This is a genomic window from Hungatella sp. L36, assembly GCF_014288035.1.
In genome coordinates this window covers 902,957-921,332 of record NZ_JACOPC010000001.1, presented here as the reverse complement: position 1 = coordinate 921,332, position 18,376 = coordinate 902,957, and the positions used below count along the sequence as shown (strand labels likewise).

The window sequence follows — 18,376 nt, the reverse complement described above, 5'->3', positions numbered from 1 at the left end:
CCAGGGGGTACAGCTCCATCAGTATTTTCTGCTCCGGTATTCCGCCGGATTCATTCCCGTCTCTTCCTTAAACACCTTGCTGAAATGGCTTACATTGCGGTAACCAACCTCCTGCGCCACATCTCCGATCTTTTCATTTCCTTCCCGCAGCTTTCTCATGGCAATTTCAATTCGCAGCTTTCTCAAGTATTGAACGAAATTTTCTCCTGTATTTTTCTTAAAATAGTTGCAGAAGTAGTTCTTTGACATATTCACGTAATCGGAGATTTCATCCAGGCTTAAGTCCTCGCCGTAGTGCTTGCTGCAGTAATCCTTTACCATGACAATCACCTTGTCTGCACCTGGTTCCGCCTCGTGATCCGGCGTATTCTCCCCAAAGATCTGGATCAGAAGCCCCTCCGTGTACCGTGCCAGAGCTGACAGCGTCGTATATTTCTTTAAATCTTCAACCGTAAGATTATCCAGAGCATACCGAAGACCGCCGTCTGTTATGGGGATCTCCGCCTTTATGAGAAGGAGCAGCTCATAGACCGCCTGATAGACCAGCCTCGGACTTACGGCCATCTCGTCCTTCCAGATCCGGACGCACTGGCGGAAGTAGGCGATCACCGCTTCCCGGTCCTTTTCATGGAGCCATTGTTTGACGATCACCGAATCGAGAAGAAAATTCTTCCGCTGCTCTCTGTAAAATGCCGCCTCGCCGCACTTGACTATCTTCCCGGTGAAATCCATATAAAAATGGAACCACTCCGTCTCCCTTATCTTTTTAAAGCTCTGATAGAGTTCCTGGTAATTATGGCACTTCTCTCCCATGTAGATTACGGCGGGAATCCCTGCGGTATCAAGCTCTTTTTTCACCAGGGCCAGCTGGTTATACGCACCGCCGGCCGGAAGCAGAAGGATGAGTTCATCCATTCCCTGCTCCGCGAAAAGAATGAACTTTTCCCGAAACGCGCTTAAAATATCCCTGGCCATGCCGTTTCCTTCCATTCCGCCGTCCATGGGCAGAAGCCTGATCCGTGCAGTCAGGAACTCTCTCGGAAGCTTCAGCTGCATGGCTTCCGCCTCCTGCTTTGCCTCCTCCGCCGAAAGCTTTCCGTTCAAGAACTTGAGAAAGACGCTCTTTCCCAAATCCGGAAGGATCTCCCCATACTTCTTCTGCACCTGCTGCGCGGTTCTCTCCCTGTATATGCACTCCGCGAGTTCCTTCATTGTCTTTTTGACATTCTCCACATTGATCGGTTTCAGCAGATAGGCATACGCCCCGTAATTCAGCGCATCGACCGCATACTCGAACTCACGGTAGGCCGAAAGCACCACGATCTTCGCAGTGCTCCCCCGCTCTTTCAGCAGCTGAATCAGTTTGATTCCATTGATGCCAGGCATGTTGATGTCCACCACGGCGATGTCCGGCTCTATGCGGCCGATCAGCTCCAGCGCCTCTTCCCCGTTCCCGGCGTCTCCCACCACCTCGATCTCCGGGCAGCAAAGGGGAATCAGCTTTGTAAGCGCCTCAACGGTCAGTAATTCGTCATCTACTACAACGGCTCTAAGCCCCATATTCCTTCTCCTCCAAGAGTGTATCTGAAAATTCATTCCAGTCCCATACACAGACGGACGCTGCAGTAACGGCCTTCCAGTGAACGAATCCGGATGCCGCTTCCTGAATCGTAATTCAGCTTCAGCCTGCTGTGAACATTCGTCAGGCCAATATGGCCCGGCGTCTCCTGCCCCTCTGCCAGCATCTCCTCCAGCTGTCCGAGCCTCTGCGCGCCGATTCCCACGCCGTTGTCTGTTATGGTAAAACAGATTCTCCCCTCAATCACTTCCCCCTGTATCAGCAGCTTTTTGGCACCCTTCTTTTCCTTGAGACCGTGGCGGATCGAATTCTCCACGACCGGCTGAAGGATCAGCTTGGGAACCCGGTAAGAAAGCATCAGCTCCGGAATATCCCGCTTCCACTCAATTCCATGGTTAAAGCGGATATTTTGGATTTCAATGTATCGCTCGATATACTCCAGTTCCTTCGAAACCGGCACCATATCGGACATCTCATACAGGATGTAATCGAACATTCCCCGGAGAGAGTCAATCGCAAAAATAATCTCCTGATTCCGCCCGAGAATCGCCAGAGAGGTTATCGACTGCAGCGTATTATTCAGGAAATGAGGATTGATCTTGGACTGCAGCGCCTCCAGCTCCGCCTGCTGCTTGCTCACCCTTATGGCGTACACTTCATTGATCAGATTCTCAATCTGCTGTGCCATATGATTAAAGTTCTTATTCAGGATATCGATTTCCTCATAACCGCTGTTTTCATCTACCTGGATATAGAATTCACCCTCTCCGAACTTCTTCATGCTGTCACTGAGCGTCCGTACCGATCTGGTACACTTCCATCCGATATAGACGGAGATAAAAATAACCAGAGAAATGGCGATAATGCTTGTGATCACGGTGAAATGGCGGATCGTTGCCAACTGTTTCTTTATCTCCGACAGGTCAATCTGGTAAGCTACCTTCCAGTTATTGGCCTCTATCTTTGCAAAGGAAAGAAGCATCATATTATCGATCTCATTGGTTGCACTTTCCGGACTCCAGTCGTAATCCGGGCACGGAAATGTGCTGCTGGGCGCATAAAACAGTTTGCCCTTTCCGTCAATTAAGTAACAGCCGTACTGCTCCCACAGCTGCTGCCTCTTGCATATTTTATCGATCCGGTCAAAGTTCAGGACGTAAATCATCGTGGCCAGCGTCTTGCTCCCGTCCGCATCCTTAATGGGGAAGCAGACCAGCATCTCCTCTTTTCCGCTTCCTCCATAGACGTAGTCTTTGTTTTTCGCCGACAAAAACTCCATATTATACTTCTTCATCTCGTCACACCGGCTGACAATCTCCCGGATCAGGTCCGAACCGTAATTCACATTGCCAATCCCCGAATCCTGGCAGTTGAACTGGAAATTGTCTGATATGATAATGATATTGTGAATGTCGTTGTCATTCAGTATGGCCTGCTTCATCTTCCCCTGAATCTTTCTGACGTGCTCATAGCGCTCCGCCTGGGATTTCCGGTTGCATTCCCTGATATCCTCCCGCAGGGTGATGTCGCTCCGGAAGAAGTTCATGGCATTTACCGCGTCCTCAAAGTATACATTTAAACTGTCCGCGATCTGGCTGGTCAGCAGACCGATCTCTTCCATCTTCTGCCGTTTCGCCATCGAATACGACATGCGGTAGGATACACTGCTTAAAACGGTTATCGCCCCCAGTATCAGTAGTGTATACAGTATAATGATATGAAATCTCATACTCCTGAAAACATGCTTAAAATGCCTCACTTCTCAAAGTCCTCCTCCCGGCTGCCATACAGAATACTACATCGGGTTAGTGCCTCCCGGCGTAAATACGCCATGCATAGCACCCGCTCTCTACGCCAGTTGCACGCCTGCGAAGCTAGCCGTAGGCCCCACTACGCCGTCGCTTCGCAGACGCACACCTGACGCAGATATCAGGCACTATACAAGGCGCATTTACGCCGGGAGGCACTAGCCGTCTGAATCTTCAATAGAAATTCAAACTGGCACTCGTCCTCGCACCACATACTGAAATTCGTCCCCCAGCGGTTATTAAATAAGTTAAAATAGAATCCATTTTCCAGGCTGTCCGTCTTCTGGTCCATCTCATACAGATTGCGGCCCCCGATGCTTACCAGAGGCGCATGGATATTCTCGACCGTCACGCTTCCATCCGCGCCGCGGTACTCCATCGCCTCCACACAGTGCTGCTTCCGGTTGCCGCCCTTAACCACATCAAACGGCGAAACCGCCTCTCCCAGCTTTCTCATCATCCAGCGGTACGGATTCTCCACATCGAACTGATAATGGAACCAGAGTGCCTCAGGCATTTTGTTGGCATCCTTCTGAAACCATTTCAGGGTGCACCGCACCTCATTCTCATCAAACTGGTAAAGAATCTGCGCTTTTGCGGGACAGCCGTACTTACGGACCGCCTCCTCATCGCCCCGCACCGAGATCAGAAGCGTATCATCTTTTTTCGTAACTGTTTCCGCATAAAAATCGTAGCACCGGTTCTCTAAGTCTTCCACAAATTCCAGGCCCGGTTTCGAAAAATCTCCCTCTGACCAGCCGTAGGTCTCATAGAAATCACGATTATACCGATAGTAATTATCCACGCAGTCCACGGCTGAAAAGGTCTGATACTGAAGTCTTCCCGCTTCCCCGTCCTTAATCCATGCGCGGCCGTCTTTCTTTAAGCTGCATACAGCGCCGCTGCCGTCAATTTTGACAGACCAGCCCTTTACGGTCACAGTCTCTCCCAGCCGTACACACGCACCCTCGTGTCCGCTCTCCACCGGTGTCATGCGGTCGATGGCCATCCTGGCTTCGGCCTTTAAACTGTCAGGAAGTGCTTTCACCGCCTTTTCTAAATAGTCCCTCTGCTCCTGGTGGGATGACTCATAATAGGCGTAGGAACCGGTAAACACGCCGCCTCTGTAATTTTTAAAGTCCGTATTCAGTATATCCAGCATGCTGGCATTCCGGTACGTCAGGAAATCCAGAGTCGTGGTGTCTTCCCGCCTTGCCCTTTGAAAATCATCCTTCGTCCAGTTCTTAAAATCTGCCAGATACTTTTTAAAATCCAGCCCCCACGTATGCTCTGCCACCAGCATGAGATTCATGAAGAACTCCTCACACTCCTTCTGACCTGGCGTCAGCACACCTTGCTGCACCCAGCGGTCCTTCAGCCTTAAAAGTTCCCGGTATCTGGTTGTCTTCCAAGGATCCGAGGCAATTCCGTGAATCCAGGAGTCGCCGATCTCTTCCTCCACCACCGGCAGAAGCCCCTTTTTCTCCCACAGGCTTTCGGCGTATGCGTCAAGGGTGGAGGCCACCACCCGGGCATTGGGATAAAGCCCGCGGATCCGGTCGAACTCCTTCTTGATAGCCTCTGCCGACTGCGGCCCCAGGTTATCGCCCGTATGGGCAAATTCCAGAACCTCATCCATGCCTTCCACATATCCCGGAGCGCCGTATGTGCCGGAATACTGTACAACGATCTCCCGGTTTCCCTGCTTCCACAGAAATGTATCGGGAACCTCCGGCACCATGCTTGACGCATTGACACCGATATGAAGATACCGGATGCCGTGATCACAAAGCGGCGCAATCAGCCCCCTGGTGTGTCCCGGCACGTCCGTCATCTTGGAGGCAATCGTAGTTCTGCCGAACCGCTCATCCAGATGCTTTCCAATATCCAGGCTGTAGTTTAATAAATCCCGGTCCAGCAGCTCCGTATGGGTGGTGCAGGCAATGCCGTGCCAGCAGATATCCCCTCTCCCAATTGCCCTTTCCAGCATCTCCACGGCTTCCGGCTCCGCGTGTTTTAAGTAATAATCGATCATAAAGGATCCCAGCGTCCAGATAAATTTCTTATCCTTTTCTGTATTCAGTTCCATCGCCAGTTTCACAGAGTGGGGAATATACTCCTTCACATATCGTTCTGTTACACGGCTTCCCATGTCGGTGAATCCAATATCCAGATGAGTTTTATATACCACGTGTACCTTTTTAATTGCTGAATAGTCCATGATTTCTCCTTTCGTCACCCCTTCACACCCGATGACACGACACTCTCTATAAAGTTTTTCTGGAATATCAGGAAGACGATGAGAATCGGCATCATCACCATCACTCCGCCTGCAATCAGCCCGCCGTAGTTGACGGAATTGTCCGACCCTTTGGCCAAATGCGCCAGGACCAGTGCGAGCGGCCGCATCTTTTCCTGTGTGATAATGGCTCTCGACCATGCGAATTCACTCCAGATAAATGTAAACGCCAGAATTGTAATTCCGGAAACCGCGCTCTTTAGCATCGGCAGTGCCACCCGGAAAAATGTCATCCAGTTGCCGCATCCGTCAATTCTTGCAGCATCCAGGATCTCATCGGGAATATAACCGGCAAACTGGCTCATGTAGATGATTCCAAATCCGCTGTAAAGGAAGGGAAGCACCAGGCCGAAATAATTATTCGTCAGCTTTAACCCTCTTACCATATCAAAAAGCGGGAAATAGGTCAACTCCCCTGGAATCATCAGTGTCATCATAATCAACAGCAGGAGCCATTTTTTACCAGGGAACCGGTATTTGCTGAACACGTATCCCGTAACCGTACTTAAGGACACCTGTATGGATATCATCAGGAGCGCCGAGATGGAAGACGTGATAAACGCGTCCTTTAAACCTCCCACGATAATGGCAAAGGAGTAATTTTTTAAGCTCGCCTCTCTCGGAATCCAGTTAAACGGTACCTTGAAAATCTGTCCCTGGCCCTGAAAGGACGCGGAAACCATCCAGATAATGGGAACCAGGAAGATAAATGCCACAGCCATCATACAGACCAGCAGAAGCAGCTGCTTAAGTTCTGATTTCTTTTTCATCTTATCACCTAATCATCATAATATTTTGTCAGTTTCATCTGTATCAGGGAAATCACCAGGGTTATTAAGAATACCACGACCGCGATCACAGACGCGTATCCGACATTTCTCGACTGGAAGCCCTGTTTAAACATATACATGATTATCGTCTCCGTCGATCGGTAGGGACCGCCTTCCGTCAGGATTTCCACCAGCGCGAAGCTCCTTAAATACGTTATCGTCGCATAGATCATGGAGAAGATAATGGTTGGCTTTAGCTGCGGTACCGTGATGTACCGGAACACCTGGACTCCGTTTGCGCCGTCCACTCTGGCCGCCTCGTAGAGCTGCCTGTTAATGTTGGACAGGCCGGCCAGGAAGATGACCATGTAATATCCCGTTCCATTCCACACATGGACGATGATGATGGCAGCCAGCGCCCATCCGGGACTGATCAGCCATCCGACGGAGGGGAGCCCCAGCGTATTGAGCACCGTATTGATCAGTCCGGACTCCGTTCCGAACATCAGTTTGAAGATCACGCTGGCGACGACCGGAGGAACCAGGAACGTGGCAAACAGCGCGCTCCGGATAAAATTCTTCCCTCTTTTCATCGAAAAGACGGCCAGCGCTGCGCCCAGTGAGACAACCAGCACCAGAGGAACGCTGAAGATGGTGATCGCAAAGGTGTTGAACAGGGCTCTGTGAGCCGTACTGTCCGTGATAAACTGCTGTATGTTTTTAAGCCCCGAAAATACCGGCGCCTTTATGTAATTATAGTCACAGAACATGTAATACACATTCTTGGCAAATGGGTAGTAGACAAATATGATAAAAAACAGAATTGCCGGTATTACGATACTCCACACGAATACCCTGTCCTTTACCGTTCGTGATAATGATTTCATGCTCTCATTCCTTCCTGCCTTTTATAAAAGCGGCGGTCATCGATGCTTCTTCCGCATGTGACTGCCGCTTTCTGTTCTTACTGTGCCATTCCCTTGTTGATCTGCGCTGCTGCTTCTTCCAGTACCGTCTTTACATCTTCCTGCTTGATGAGAATACGTTCCACGGCGGCTCCGTAGATATTGGCCCCCTCCGGATACTGGTAAGGATTGTCCAGGAATACAAATTTTGCTGTCTTTAACTGCTCCTGCTGTACCTTCTTGGACTCTGTAAGGCCGCTTTCCGCCCATACAGCCTGCTTTTCTTGGTTATCATAAATCGCCAGGTCTGTGACGCCGCGGTCGGCCTGTATCTGGAATTCCTCAGAATACATCAGTTTTAAGAATTCCATGGCCATCGCCTTGTTCTCAGACTCTTCCATAACCGCCCAGTCACATCCGCCGATCGGGCCAACGCTCAGTCCGTCTTTACCGGTCGGAATCGTGGCATATGCGACATCAATCCCAGCATCTACAGTGCCCGGAATATTCCATTCACCAGTAAAATACGTCACCATCTGTCCATTGAGCCAGAGCTGGTCGCCTGTTCCATCGGGAATCGGCGCCCATCCGTTTTTCACAAAATCCTGCATTTGGGTATGGGCCTCAATCGATTCCGGGGAATCGATCACGACCTGAGAATAGTCCTCATTCATGTACTCGGCTCCCATGGAGAAAACCCACGGTGATAATTCCCATGTGTTGTTGGTAGGAATATTGGTAGCGTAGACCTTCTGTCCGTCTTCTGTCGTAATTCCTTCCGCTACAATCTTCTCACCGATCGCCTTTAAATCTTCAAATGTCTTCGGAACCTCCGCTCCGATCTTCTCTAAGAGTTCCTTATTATAGAACATAAACATGGTATTGGTATTATAGTTCATTGCACAGATCTGGTCCCCATAGGACATTCTCTGAAGCTGTCCCTCGGTGAGACGCGGATAGATATCCCAGTTTTTCACTTCATCGGTAAGATCCATCAGCATTCCATCTTTAAAGAACTCCTGGGCCCATCCTCCGGTCTTTACGATATCCGGTATGTCACCCATGCTCACCATCATGATCTGCTTTTCTCTCGTCTCGTTCCAGGGGCTGGTAATCAGCTCGTACTCCACATTCGGGTATTGTTCCTTGAACATGGCCATGGCCAGATCCAGATTATCGTCTGTCTCTCCGGTTGTGGAAATCTTCAGTGTAAATTTCTCGTCGCTTCCTGCCGCGCCGCCGGCCTCCGTTCCGCCTGCTGTTGTCTGTCCCGCTGTTGTCTGGCTCTCCGCCGTCTGGCTTCCCCCCTCATTCGCTCCATCTGTTTTGGAAGAACAGCCGCTCATTGTCCCCAGGCAAAGTGCCGCGCATAACGCAGCCGCCCCAATTCTACTCAGTTTCATATAACTTCTCCTCTCTTTGTGCTATCTATCTTAATTACAATTAAATTCTAGCAGTCCTTTTGTGTTTTTTTAATATAACATAATTACGATTTTTACCGCAATATTAATATTTTACCATTTCAGTCCAATTTTACAGCTATTCTATGCACAAAAAAATGAGGCCCGCTTTGCCTCCGGCAAAACAGGTCCCGTTTTTCTTATACTCTTTGATAAAGCTCGGCAGCCGTATGGGAACGCCGTGCCAGCTCCTCTTGATTCTTAATGTAATATCCGCTCTCCCTCTTTTCCAGTATTCCCTCTTCGCAGAGCTGCCCCAAAAGCCGGAACATATGACGATAGCTCATTCCCACGGAGCAGGAGACATCCGTCAGCGTATCGCGGAAGAGGCCCCGGTGCGAATTCTGAAGAATGTAGGCGCAAAGCCGCTGCTCGCCGGTGCATAACGCGGTGGATGTGAAATTGTCTGAACTGGTAGTCAGCTTTTCCGCCAGCTCCGTTCCCAGTTTATTCAGGAGCACAAGATTCGTTTTCAGTTCCGCCAGGCAGTTCTGATAGGAGACCGCAATGCACTCAAAATCCGTGACCGCCTTCACAGAACAGGTGGCATTGAGCTGTCTTGTCATCAGTTCGACCTCGCCGATCAAACCACGGGAGATGTTGTAGCACAGGATCAGGCTCTTGCCGTTCGGCGCTGTGCGGCAGACCTTCGCGTTGCCGTCAACGACAATCGACAGCCATCCGATAGGCTGCCCTTCACGCAGCACCTCTTCTCCTGCCGAAAACCGCAGACAGCAACAGGCGTTCAGCGGAATATTCTGCAGGCCGTATTCTGCCAGACGGGCGGCATGTTCTTTTCTCAATGGGAGTCTTTTCAAATCGATTACCTCGCTTAACCTGATTATGGTCTTACTATTTATTATAACAGAAACCGGAAAAAATACCATGACAAATGTCCTACATGGTAGGGCGGATATTCTGTTATCCTCATATCAGGAGGTGAACTGTCATGTATCAGCTTTTAGCCCTTATCAATGGTATTATTCTGTCCGTGATGATTTCCGTAAATGGTAACCTGTCCGTTCAGTACAGTGCGTTCACGGCTGCCGCGATTATCCATGCGGTCGGTTCTTTGTTTGCGCTGCTGCTCTGCGCATCACAGAAAAACAGAAAGCCGGTCTGGACTCACAGGCCCAAATGGATTTATCTCGGCGGTGCAATCGGTGTTTTTACAACGGTATTTCAAAATCTGGCCTTCACCTACATCAGCATCACGAGCGTGATCGCCCTGGGACTTCTGGGACAGACAGTTACGTCCCTGGTGATTGACAGTTCCGGATTGTTCGGTATGGAAAAAAGGCCGCTTCCCCGGTATGCGTTTATCGGCCTGGGTTTATCGGTGTTCGGTATCTTTGTGATGCTGGATACCTCTGTCACGACAGCGGCGCTGGGGGCTGCCATCTCCTTTGCATCCGGTATTTCCATGGTGCTGTCCCGGACCGCCAACGCGCGGCTGGCCGAGAAAACCGGGGCGCTGCAGGGATCGCTGGTGAATCATCTGGTGGGACTTCCGATTACGGTAATCCTCGCCTTTGCCGTGGCCGCAGCAAGCGGAACCTCCGCAGCCGCTTCCGCGGGAGGCAGCTTCCGTCCCTGGATTTACTTCGGCGGCGCTCTCGGCGTCGTGGTGGTAATGCTCTTAAATATCACGGTTCCGAAGATACCGGGATTTCAGCTGACGCTTCTCGTCTTCGTCGGCCAGGTCTTCACCGGAATCCTGCTGGATACCGTGGCCGGCAGCTATCAGACCGGCGCCACGCTCTGGGGCGGCATGATCATCGCGGCCGGAATCGCGGTCAATATGATCCTGGAGCGGGTTATTGCAGCTTCAAAAAAGACACCTTATAGCAGCTAAAAAATCAGCTGCTATAAGGTGTCTTTTCAATTCTGGCTGCTGTGCAGCACCACTTCAATCAACTTGCTGAACGACTCCTGAAACCGCTCGTCGTCTTCTACCGTCCTCTTTGCCGGACCCTTCAGATGGTGCTTCCCCTTTCCCATACGGGCCTTCTTGGCCAGATGGCGTTCCATCAGCATCTGGTCGATGTTTTCGTTGGTGTACCACTTTCCGCTTTGATGGATTCCATGTGCTCCCTTCCCCAGAATCATAGCCGCCACTCCATAGTCCTGGGTTACCACGATATCCCCTTTGCCGCACTGATTCACCAGCGCGAAATCCACGGCATCCGCACCCGCTCCGATGACCTTTATCTCGCTGTAGGAAGACTGAAGCACATGGTTGGTGTCGCATAAGAGCACCACCGGAATCTTATAGCGCTCCGCCGTCTGTTCCACAATTCTCACTACCGGACATGCGTCCGCATCTACTAATATTTTCATTCTGTTATCTCGCTGACTTTTTCCTGAAATACGTTATACTAGATGATGATTCCATTTAAATGGTCGCACTCATGCTGAATGATCTGCGCGATCCATCCGGAATACTTCTGGCGGTGCTTACAAAAATGAATGTCCTGATACTCCACTTCGATCTCCTGGTACCGGGTAGTCCTGCGGACTCCCTCCAGCGACAGACAGCCCTCTTCCGTCTCATAGGGGCCTGTCCTTTTGACAATCACCGGGTTAAGCATGGCTGCGTTCACCATTCCCATCTGAACGGCAATCACATTCTTTCTGACACCGATCATGTTGGCCGCCATACCCACACAGTGGTCGGTATTCGCCTGCAGGGTGTCCAGTAAATCCTGTACTGTCCCCAGGTCATCCTTTGTCGCCGGCTCCGATTTCTGTGCCAGAAAAAATACATCTCTTACAACGGTTCTTACCATATTGATTCGCTCTCCTAAGTTTTGATTACTGTATTGAATCCTGATTCAGCCATTCTTCTGTTTTCTTAAAAAATGCGTCCACCAGATCCGGCCGGTCGATGCCTGGCAGTTCGCCGTCGATCTCATAACCCGAGCGGCTCAGTACCCAGGCCAGACATCCATAGCTCTCCCGGAATTCAGCGAGCGCCTGCTTCGGAAGGGTAAAGCCGCCTGCCGGCACCACCGGCGTCAGACTGTCTTTCTCGTATACTCCCTCCATACCGGCAATGAACCACATCCCCTCCTCCTTCCTGAGGCGGAAGACAAGTTTTGCGTCAGAATTGAGTTCCAGAAGAACCCCATCCAGTTCGACCCGCTTCTGTATGGTCGTAATCATCACTGCGACGGCTCTGTCCCCATGCAGCCATACCTGGGTATTGTAAATCTTATGAGGAGCCCGGCCAGCCATCTTTTTCGATGCCTCTACAAATTCATGGCCGGTTCCATGAAACCAGGAGATGATGATCTGGGAATCCGCCGTATAGCACCGGTCCATCTCATCCCACAGCGCGTTGTCTCTGCAGTACCGCTCAAACTGTACCAGTTCCTTCACGCTCTCCTTTTCCAGTATATCCCCGACCGTGTTGATCTGCGGTCTTGTCTGAAGTTTTGTTCTTACATGTGTCATCGTTATTCCTCCTGAAACATTTTTCAGCCACGCGTTAATGCACACAGCAGGGAGACCAGAATTCCTCTGTATTTATTCTCCGGCGTATCTGTGCGGCTCACGGCTATAACAGGGACTGACGTCCCTAAAAGTGTACCGCAGGATGGCATATTCGTAAAGAAGATAATGCTCTTTGTCAGGATATTTCCGCTGCAAAGGTCGGGAACCACGATAATATCGGCCTGACCGGCCACCTGGCTGTCAATTCCCTTATGCTTTGCCGCTTCTCTCGAGACGGCGTTGTCGAAGCCCAGCGGTCCCTCTACGATGCAGCCGCGGATTCTCCCCTCCCGGTTGTCTCTTGCCAGTTCAGCGGCATCAACCGTACTCGGTATTTTGGGATTGACCTCCTCCAGTGCGGATACAACCGCAACCTTTGGCAGCCCGACTCCCAGGCATCCGGCGAGACCAACCGCATTCTCGATCATTTTCCGTTTCTGCTCCAGATTCGGAGCGATGTTGATGGCACAGTCCGTGATCTGAAACAGCCGCTGTTCCTTTTGATCTTCCACGAGCGTCACCTGCGACAAAAGATTCCCGGGAGGGAGAAGTCCCGTCTCCTTGTTCAGAATAGGCCTCATAAAATCCGATGTATGCAGGAGCCCCTTCATCGGCATATCTGCCTCTCCGCTGCGTACCAGACGGACCGCCGTCTCTGACGCCTCCGCATTTCCCTGGCAGTCGCTCAGGCGATAATCCGCCTCCCGCTCTCCCCGTTCCTCTAAAAGCCTCCGGATTTCCCCCGCATGCCCGATCAGAACCGCTTCGATCAGCCCTTTTTTTCTGGCATGAATCACAGAATCCAGTGCGTAGGAATCGTGAGCGCCCGCAAGCGCTATCGTCTTTCGAATTCCTGAACCTGTTACAAACTCTTCTATCTCTGAAAAACTGCGAAAGCTGTTCATCAATCTTTTTCCACCTCTCTGATCTCTTCTTTTCCAGTCAGGACCCGGTATGCCGTCATTCCCAGCGACTGCATCTCCAGCTCGCCCGGATATGCAATCACCGGGGCTATAAACATTACCCGTTTCTCTATTTCACTGATCGCATACCGGGAATTTGCGATTCCACCGGTAAGTAGGACCGCATCAACGTTTCCGCAGAGTACCGCGGCGGAGGCTGCTATCTGTTTCGCCGTCTGGTACAGCATGGCGTCGTACACCTCTTTCGCCTTCTCATCGCCATCCAGAATCCTTTTTTCGATTTTCCGGACGTCATTTTCGTTTAAATACGCCACGAGGCCCGCTTCACCGGTGATCTGCTTTCTCATCTCCTTATGGGTGTACCGGCCGCTGTAGCAGAGATCGATCAGATCCCCGGCCGGTATGGTTCCGGCCCGGTTTGTTGCAAAGGGGCCGTCCCCATCCAGGCCATTGTTCGCATCCACCATCTCTCCCTTTTCATGGACGACCACACTGGTTCCGCCGCCCATATGAACGACGATCAGGCTGCATTCCTCATACTCTTTTCCGTGATCCGCGGCGTATTTTCTGGCAACAGCCTTCTGGTTCAAGGTCTGCATTCTGCTTTTTCTTGTGATGCCTGGAATTCCTGTGTATCTGGCTAAAGCGTTGAATTCGTCAATGGTGGGCGGGTCGATGGAGATCGCCATACCACACTCCCCCGCCATCTGATACGCCGCAAAAGGCGCCAGATCACAGGGATGGTGGCCGTACTGCCCGCTTTTCACCTGTTCTAAAAATTGCTTTGTGATCCGATACGCCCCGCCTTTCCCCGGCTTGCAGTGGCCGCCCCAACAGGCGATTAAATCCATCTCCTCTTCCTGAATCTCCTGTTCCTTCAGGAAATTCCGAATGGCAGCAATCCGATACGGTTCCTGGCTCCAGAAATCCGCAAACCGCTCCAGTTCCTCATTTGGATGCTCCAGAGAACCTCTCACCACCAGTCTCTCGTCCTCAAAATAGGCGATTTTGCTGGAGGTGGAACCAAAATTCAAGGTCAAAATTTTATAAGCCATATTTATCCCCCATTCTCACCGTTTTGTATCGAACCAGGGCGCCTTGTCAAGCCATGGCTGAATCACTTTTGTGTTAAGCTTCATCAGCGCGTATCCCAGGATAATAGAAATAACGATGGTTAATCCAAATGTCAGAAACAGTTTTTGAATATCCGGTTGTGTGAGAATTCCCAGAGTCACATCCTCGCTGACCACCACGCCATTGGCCATGGATCTGGCCGCGGAGCCCTTCAGTCCCAGAGCCAGAGCGGTGAAGATGAGCACAGGGAAATGAATCACATATATGTATAGCGCCATCTGTCCCGGAACCTTCCATATTTTATTATGGGTAATCGGGCATCTTGAAACGTAATCCACATCAAGAAGGATCAGGAAACAGAAAATAATCGAGTAAATCAGGGTTGGCCCCCATCCGATGTTAAAATAGTTCTGCATAAATCCAGAATTTACTGACACCCAGGTTCTGATTAAAACTACCGCAGTTGCGACAAGCTGAACCGCGGATAAGGCAAGCTTACCGCCGGAGGACCAGTTTTTCTTTTTCAATGCGTCAACCGCGATCCATATTTCGCATCCGATTCCGAGGCCGATGAACATGAGAATCAAGTCTGTATTAACGGCGAACTGCCCGATCTCCAGAATAACATTCCACAGAGGAAGCGTGTCAGTCATCCAGCAGCTTCCCAGAAATACGATGGTAACCACCGGAAGAATCCATCCTAAAAAGCGTTCTTCATTCTTCGCCAATAGATAATAAACGGCATAACCGCTTATAAAGACACCGGAGATAAACCACATCGGCGTGCTGCACAGCAGTTTAACCGCTGCCGAGGTGGAGCCCCAGGCTCCGACAAAGCCATTACCCATACCGATGCCGGAAATCTGCAGTCCCAGAAACTCGCCGATACAGCTGATAAAGTATTCCGGATACTGTGCTAAAGTATACCCTCTCCAGAGTCCGTTAGCAAGCCATCCGGCAAAGATACCGATCAGTAACAGCGGCATCAGGGACTTTATCCTGCCGGCCAGATATCCCCATGCCTGTTTTGCCGGGGAAACACCATTTAGCAGACCCTTTGCCTGTTTCTTTTTAAAGCCCTGCATCATGAAATACCCAGAGAAAATCATAAACGGAAGAATCACATCAAATGCCTGTTCATAAATATAGGCGTCCTTTGCCGCGCTCATGGTAAAGCCCATATAGCCCAGCGGAAAAATCATAATCGCATGGACCAGAATGAAATTGATTGCAAACATAAACCGGTAAAACTCAATCGTGTAATTTCGCTCTTTCATATATACCTCCACATTGGTCTCTATACATAACGCGCAGTCCGGACTTTTTGTTTCTGTATAGTAGATATTTTTTACAAATTCATTGTATCATCGAAGATTTCTTATGTCAATTTCTCCTTTTATTTTCTGCCTTTTAGACAATTTTTAAATTCTAATCTGTTCGATCTGAATAACAAAACGCTTTTTTGTGTTTCTGTATAAGAAACGTATTTTGTTCGTTGGATGCGATCCTGGTTATGAAATGGCATCATGCACACAGACGTTTCCATTCTTCTCTTTTTTGCCTGTTTCTGCTATAATGAATGACGAAAACACCTTTTAATGAAAACATTATTATATAATAAGTAAATAATCAAGAAAAGAGAGAGTTTATGAAATCAGGAAATACACCGGCTAACACCTACATATTAAGCTCCGTCAACAACGCCCTGAAGATCTTAGACCTTCTGTGTGTGCGCGACAACATTGGAGCCACTGAGATCGGCAGGCTCCTTGAGTTGGACAAGAGTACGGTATTTAAGCTGCTCTATACCCTGGAGCAGCGTGATTACGTCTTAAAGACGGAATCGGCCAAATACTGCCTGGGATATAAATTTAAGAATTACGGAAACATCGTATCGGAACGTCAGAACCTTGTAGACGTGGCAAAGCCCTTTATGCACGCACTTTATGAACAACTGCATGAAACGGTCTGTCTTGCGGAGCTGAACACCAACGGAAAAGCCATCGTCACCGCGCTGATGGAGGGGGATACGCCAAAGCACGTAAAATCCAGGGTTGGCTATGAGATGGGTTCTTATGATAATGCAAACGGAAAGCTTCTTCTCGCTAATTTAAGCGACCATATGCAGCATGAGATCCTGAGCAGAATCCATCTCGCCCCCCGTACCCCGCACACCATTGTCTCCCGGGACGTTCTGGAGCAAGAGCTTAAGACCCTGCGCGGCCGGCTCTGGGTGGAGCAATACGAAGAGTACCGTCTCAATCACGCCGATATCGCATGCCCTGTTTTTGATATGGATGGCCATGTCACGGCCGCTTTGAGCGTGGCCTGCACACCGGACTATCTGCGTGAAAACCACCAGCTCATCGCAGAGGCCCTGCTGCATGCCTCCACACGAATCTCAAGGAAACTGGGTTTTTACGGGAAACCATTTGCAATGATCGACGGCAGCCCGGATACGCCGTAACCGGCTGTCTGAATAAAAAAGAAACCCTCCACTTACCCACCAGCCTGTATCTGTGTGCTATTCTCTTCTCACAACAACGAGAGGAGAAAATGGTATGAAAACAACAATTCAGGTATCCCGTCTTTCAAAGTCATACGGTGCGCTGCATGTCATCAAGAATCTTGATTTAACGGTATCCAAAGGTGAAGTTTACGGCCTTCTCGGCGCTAACGGCGCGGGAAAAAGCACGGCGATCGAATGCATGCTGGGTACAAAAAAAGCCGATACCGGCAGTATTTCCATTCTGGGAATGAGCCCGCAAAAGGACCGCAGGAGCTTATTTCAGCAGGTTGGCGTGCAGTTTCAGGAGGCCAATTATCCTGACAAGATCAGGGTGAGCGAGCTATGTGAGGAAACAGCCTGCCTCTACAATGGTCCGGCCGACTACACCAAACTGTTAAAGCAGTTTGGACTCCAGGAAAAAGCAAAGAATTTCGTCAGCGAACTGTCCGGCGGCCAGAAACAGAGGCTGTTTATCGTTCTGGCATTAATCCCCGATCCCCAGGTGGTATTCTTAGATGAACTGACCACCGGCCTTGACACCAAGGCAAGAAGGAGTGTGTGGAAGAGCCTTCAGGAGCTGAAAGACAGAGGGCTCACGATCTTCTTAACCTCGCACTTCATGGATGAGGTGGAAGAGCTCTGCGACAGAATCGGTATCTTAAAAGACGGAGCATTCGCATTCTGCGGAACAACAGCCGAAGCGGTTGCGTTAAGCCCGGGCAATACGCTGGAGGAGGCGTATCTGTGGTTTACGGGAGAGGAGGCTGACGGAGATGAATAAATTTCTTACGATGCTGAAAACCGAGTTAAAACTCTCCTTCCGTGGAATGGACATGATCATATTCGCCGTCTGTATGCCCGTGGTCGTGGTTATACTGCTGGGGATTATTTACGGCGGGAAACCGGCTTTTGACGGCGCGGACTATACTTTTCTGGAACAATCCTTCGGCGCAGTCTCCACAATCGCCGTCTGCGCGGGCGGTGTCATGGGGCTGCCTCTGGTAATCTCCGACTACCGGCAGAAGAAAATCCTCAAGCGCTTTAAAATCACGCCGTCCAGCCCCGTCCTTTTACTGTCGGTTCAGGTGGCCATTTACATGATCTATTCCCTGATCGCACTGGTGCTGATCTATCTGGTGTCTGTACTGTTATTCGGCATGAAGCTGCAGGGAGCCTTCCTACCGTTTATGGGCGCATTTTTCCTTGTCATGATCTCCATGTTCAGTATAGGAATGATGGTAGGCGGCGTGTCTCCTAATACAAAAATTGCAAGCGTTCTTGCAAGCTTACTCTATTTCCCAATGCTGATCTTTTCCGGCGCCACGCTTCCGTATGAGGTGATGCCCGCCGTGCTGCAAAAACTCGCGGACCTGCTGCCGCTGACTCAGGGAATTAAGCTGCTGAAGGCTGCCTCCCTGGGCCTGCCGGCTGAAAATGTGATGGCTTCCCTTGCCGTCATGGCGGTGATCACGGTAGTCTGCGGCGGAGTATCTATTCGATTTTTCAAATGGGAATGACAGGCGGAGTAAAAAAACTGGTTGAGCGCACAGGCTC

At 50.2% G+C, this 18,376-nt stretch carries 17 protein-coding genes; 4 read left to right on the top strand and 13 right to left on the bottom strand.

Annotated features, from left to right (window positions below; genetic code table 11):
• Nucleotides 1–18: 18 nt before the first annotated feature.
• The 7 genes from H8S80_RS03985 to H8S80_RS03955 form a co-directional block, all read right to left on the bottom strand.
• Complete coding sequence (locus tag H8S80_RS03985; RefSeq protein ID WP_181987855.1) at nt 19–1,560, bottom strand: response regulator transcription factor; 1,542 nt, start codon at nt 1,558–1,560, stop codon at nt 19–21.
• Nucleotides 1,561–1,592: 32 nt separating this feature from the next.
• Nucleotides 1,593–3,308 (bottom strand): sensor histidine kinase, encoded by a 1,716-nt coding sequence (locus tag H8S80_RS03980; protein ID WP_147338519.1) that lies wholly within the window; start codon nt 3,306–3,308, stop codon nt 1,593–1,595.
• A gap of 200 nt (nt 3,309–3,508) precedes the next feature.
• Nucleotides 3,509–5,608 carry a DUF5054 domain-containing protein gene (locus tag H8S80_RS03975; protein ID WP_117630301.1) on the bottom strand — a complete coding sequence of 700 codons (2,100 nt, stop codon included), beginning with the start codon at nt 5,606–5,608 and terminating at the stop codon, nt 3,509–3,511.
• A 14-nt stretch (nt 5,609–5,622) separates the two neighbouring features.
• On the bottom strand, nt 5,623–6,456 hold the full coding sequence (locus H8S80_RS03970) for a carbohydrate ABC transporter permease (RefSeq protein WP_117630300.1): 834 nt from the start codon (nt 6,454–6,456) through the stop codon (nt 5,623–5,625).
• 8 nt (nt 6,457–6,464) lie between these two features.
• Nucleotides 6,465–7,343: a carbohydrate ABC transporter permease gene (locus H8S80_RS03965; RefSeq protein ID WP_029466082.1), complete on the bottom strand. Its 879-nt coding sequence runs from the start codon at nt 7,341–7,343 to the stop codon at nt 6,465–6,467.
• A 77-nt stretch (nt 7,344–7,420) separates the two neighbouring features.
• Entirely contained in the window at nt 7,421–8,764 is a 1,344-nt protein-coding gene (locus H8S80_RS03960; RefSeq protein WP_117630299.1) for an ABC transporter substrate-binding protein, read from the bottom strand.
• Nucleotides 8,765–8,961: 197 nt separating this feature from the next.
• Nucleotides 8,962–9,639, bottom strand: coding sequence for a cyclic nucleotide-binding domain-containing protein (locus H8S80_RS03955; protein WP_320965757.1), 678 nt, complete (start codon nt 9,637–9,639; stop codon nt 8,962–8,964).
• A gap of 131 nt (nt 9,640–9,770) precedes the next feature.
• On the opposite strand from H8S80_RS03955, the gene H8S80_RS03950 reads away from it, so the two are divergent.
• Nucleotides 9,771–10,676, top strand: a complete 906-nt coding sequence (locus H8S80_RS03950; RefSeq protein ID WP_117630297.1) for a DMT family transporter — start codon at nt 9,771–9,773, stop codon at nt 10,674–10,676.
• Nucleotides 10,677–10,702: 26 nt separating this feature from the next.
• Here the strand turns inward: H8S80_RS03950 and H8S80_RS03945 are convergent, their stop codons facing one another.
• The 6 genes from H8S80_RS03945 to H8S80_RS03920 are packed head-to-tail and all read right to left on the bottom strand — an operon-like array spanning nt 10,703 to nt 15,590.
• Entirely contained in the window at nt 10,703–11,161 is a 459-nt protein-coding gene (locus H8S80_RS03945) for a YaiI/YqxD family protein (RefSeq protein WP_117630296.1), read from the bottom strand.
• Nucleotides 11,162–11,199: 38 nt separating this feature from the next.
• On the bottom strand, nt 11,200–11,610 hold the full coding sequence (locus H8S80_RS03940) for a peptide deformylase (RefSeq protein ID WP_002600211.1): 411 nt from the start codon (nt 11,608–11,610) through the stop codon (nt 11,200–11,202).
• Nucleotides 11,611–11,635: 25 nt separating this feature from the next.
• Complete coding sequence (locus H8S80_RS03935; protein WP_117630295.1) at nt 11,636–12,277, bottom strand: nuclear transport factor 2 family protein; 642 nt, start codon at nt 12,275–12,277, stop codon at nt 11,636–11,638.
• Nucleotides 12,278–12,300: 23 nt separating this feature from the next.
• Nucleotides 12,301–13,221, bottom strand: coding sequence for a phosphate acyltransferase (locus H8S80_RS03930; protein ID WP_117630294.1), 921 nt, complete (start codon nt 13,219–13,221; stop codon nt 12,301–12,303).
• On the bottom strand, nt 13,221–14,294 hold the full coding sequence (gene buk / locus H8S80_RS03925) for a butyrate kinase (RefSeq protein WP_117630293.1): 1,074 nt from the start codon (nt 14,292–14,294) through the stop codon (nt 13,221–13,223). Before buk ends, H8S80_RS03930 begins: the two co-directional genes overlap by 1 nt.
• A gap of 15 nt (nt 14,295–14,309) precedes the next feature.
• Complete coding sequence (locus tag H8S80_RS03920; RefSeq protein WP_117630292.1) at nt 14,310–15,590, bottom strand: hypothetical protein; 1,281 nt, start codon at nt 15,588–15,590, stop codon at nt 14,310–14,312.
• A 371-nt stretch (nt 15,591–15,961) separates the two neighbouring features.
• Between H8S80_RS03920 and H8S80_RS03915 the strand changes: the two genes are divergently transcribed.
• The 3 genes from H8S80_RS03915 (at nt 15,962) to H8S80_RS03905 (ending at nt 18,339) form a co-directional block, all read left to right on the top strand.
• A complete protein-coding gene (locus H8S80_RS03915) occupies nt 15,962–16,780 on the top strand; it encodes an IclR family transcriptional regulator (protein ID WP_117630291.1) in 819 nt (272 codons plus the stop codon).
• A gap of 94 nt (nt 16,781–16,874) precedes the next feature.
• A complete protein-coding gene (locus H8S80_RS03910) occupies nt 16,875–17,603 on the top strand; it encodes an ABC transporter ATP-binding protein (RefSeq protein WP_117630290.1) in 729 nt (242 codons plus the stop codon).
• Nucleotides 17,596–18,339 carry an ABC transporter permease gene (locus H8S80_RS03905; RefSeq protein WP_117630289.1) on the top strand — a complete coding sequence of 248 codons (744 nt, stop codon included), beginning with the start codon at nt 17,596–17,598 and terminating at the stop codon, nt 18,337–18,339. The genes H8S80_RS03910 and H8S80_RS03905 overlap by 8 nt, the downstream gene beginning before the upstream one ends.
• Nucleotides 18,340–18,376: the final 37 nt, after the last annotated feature.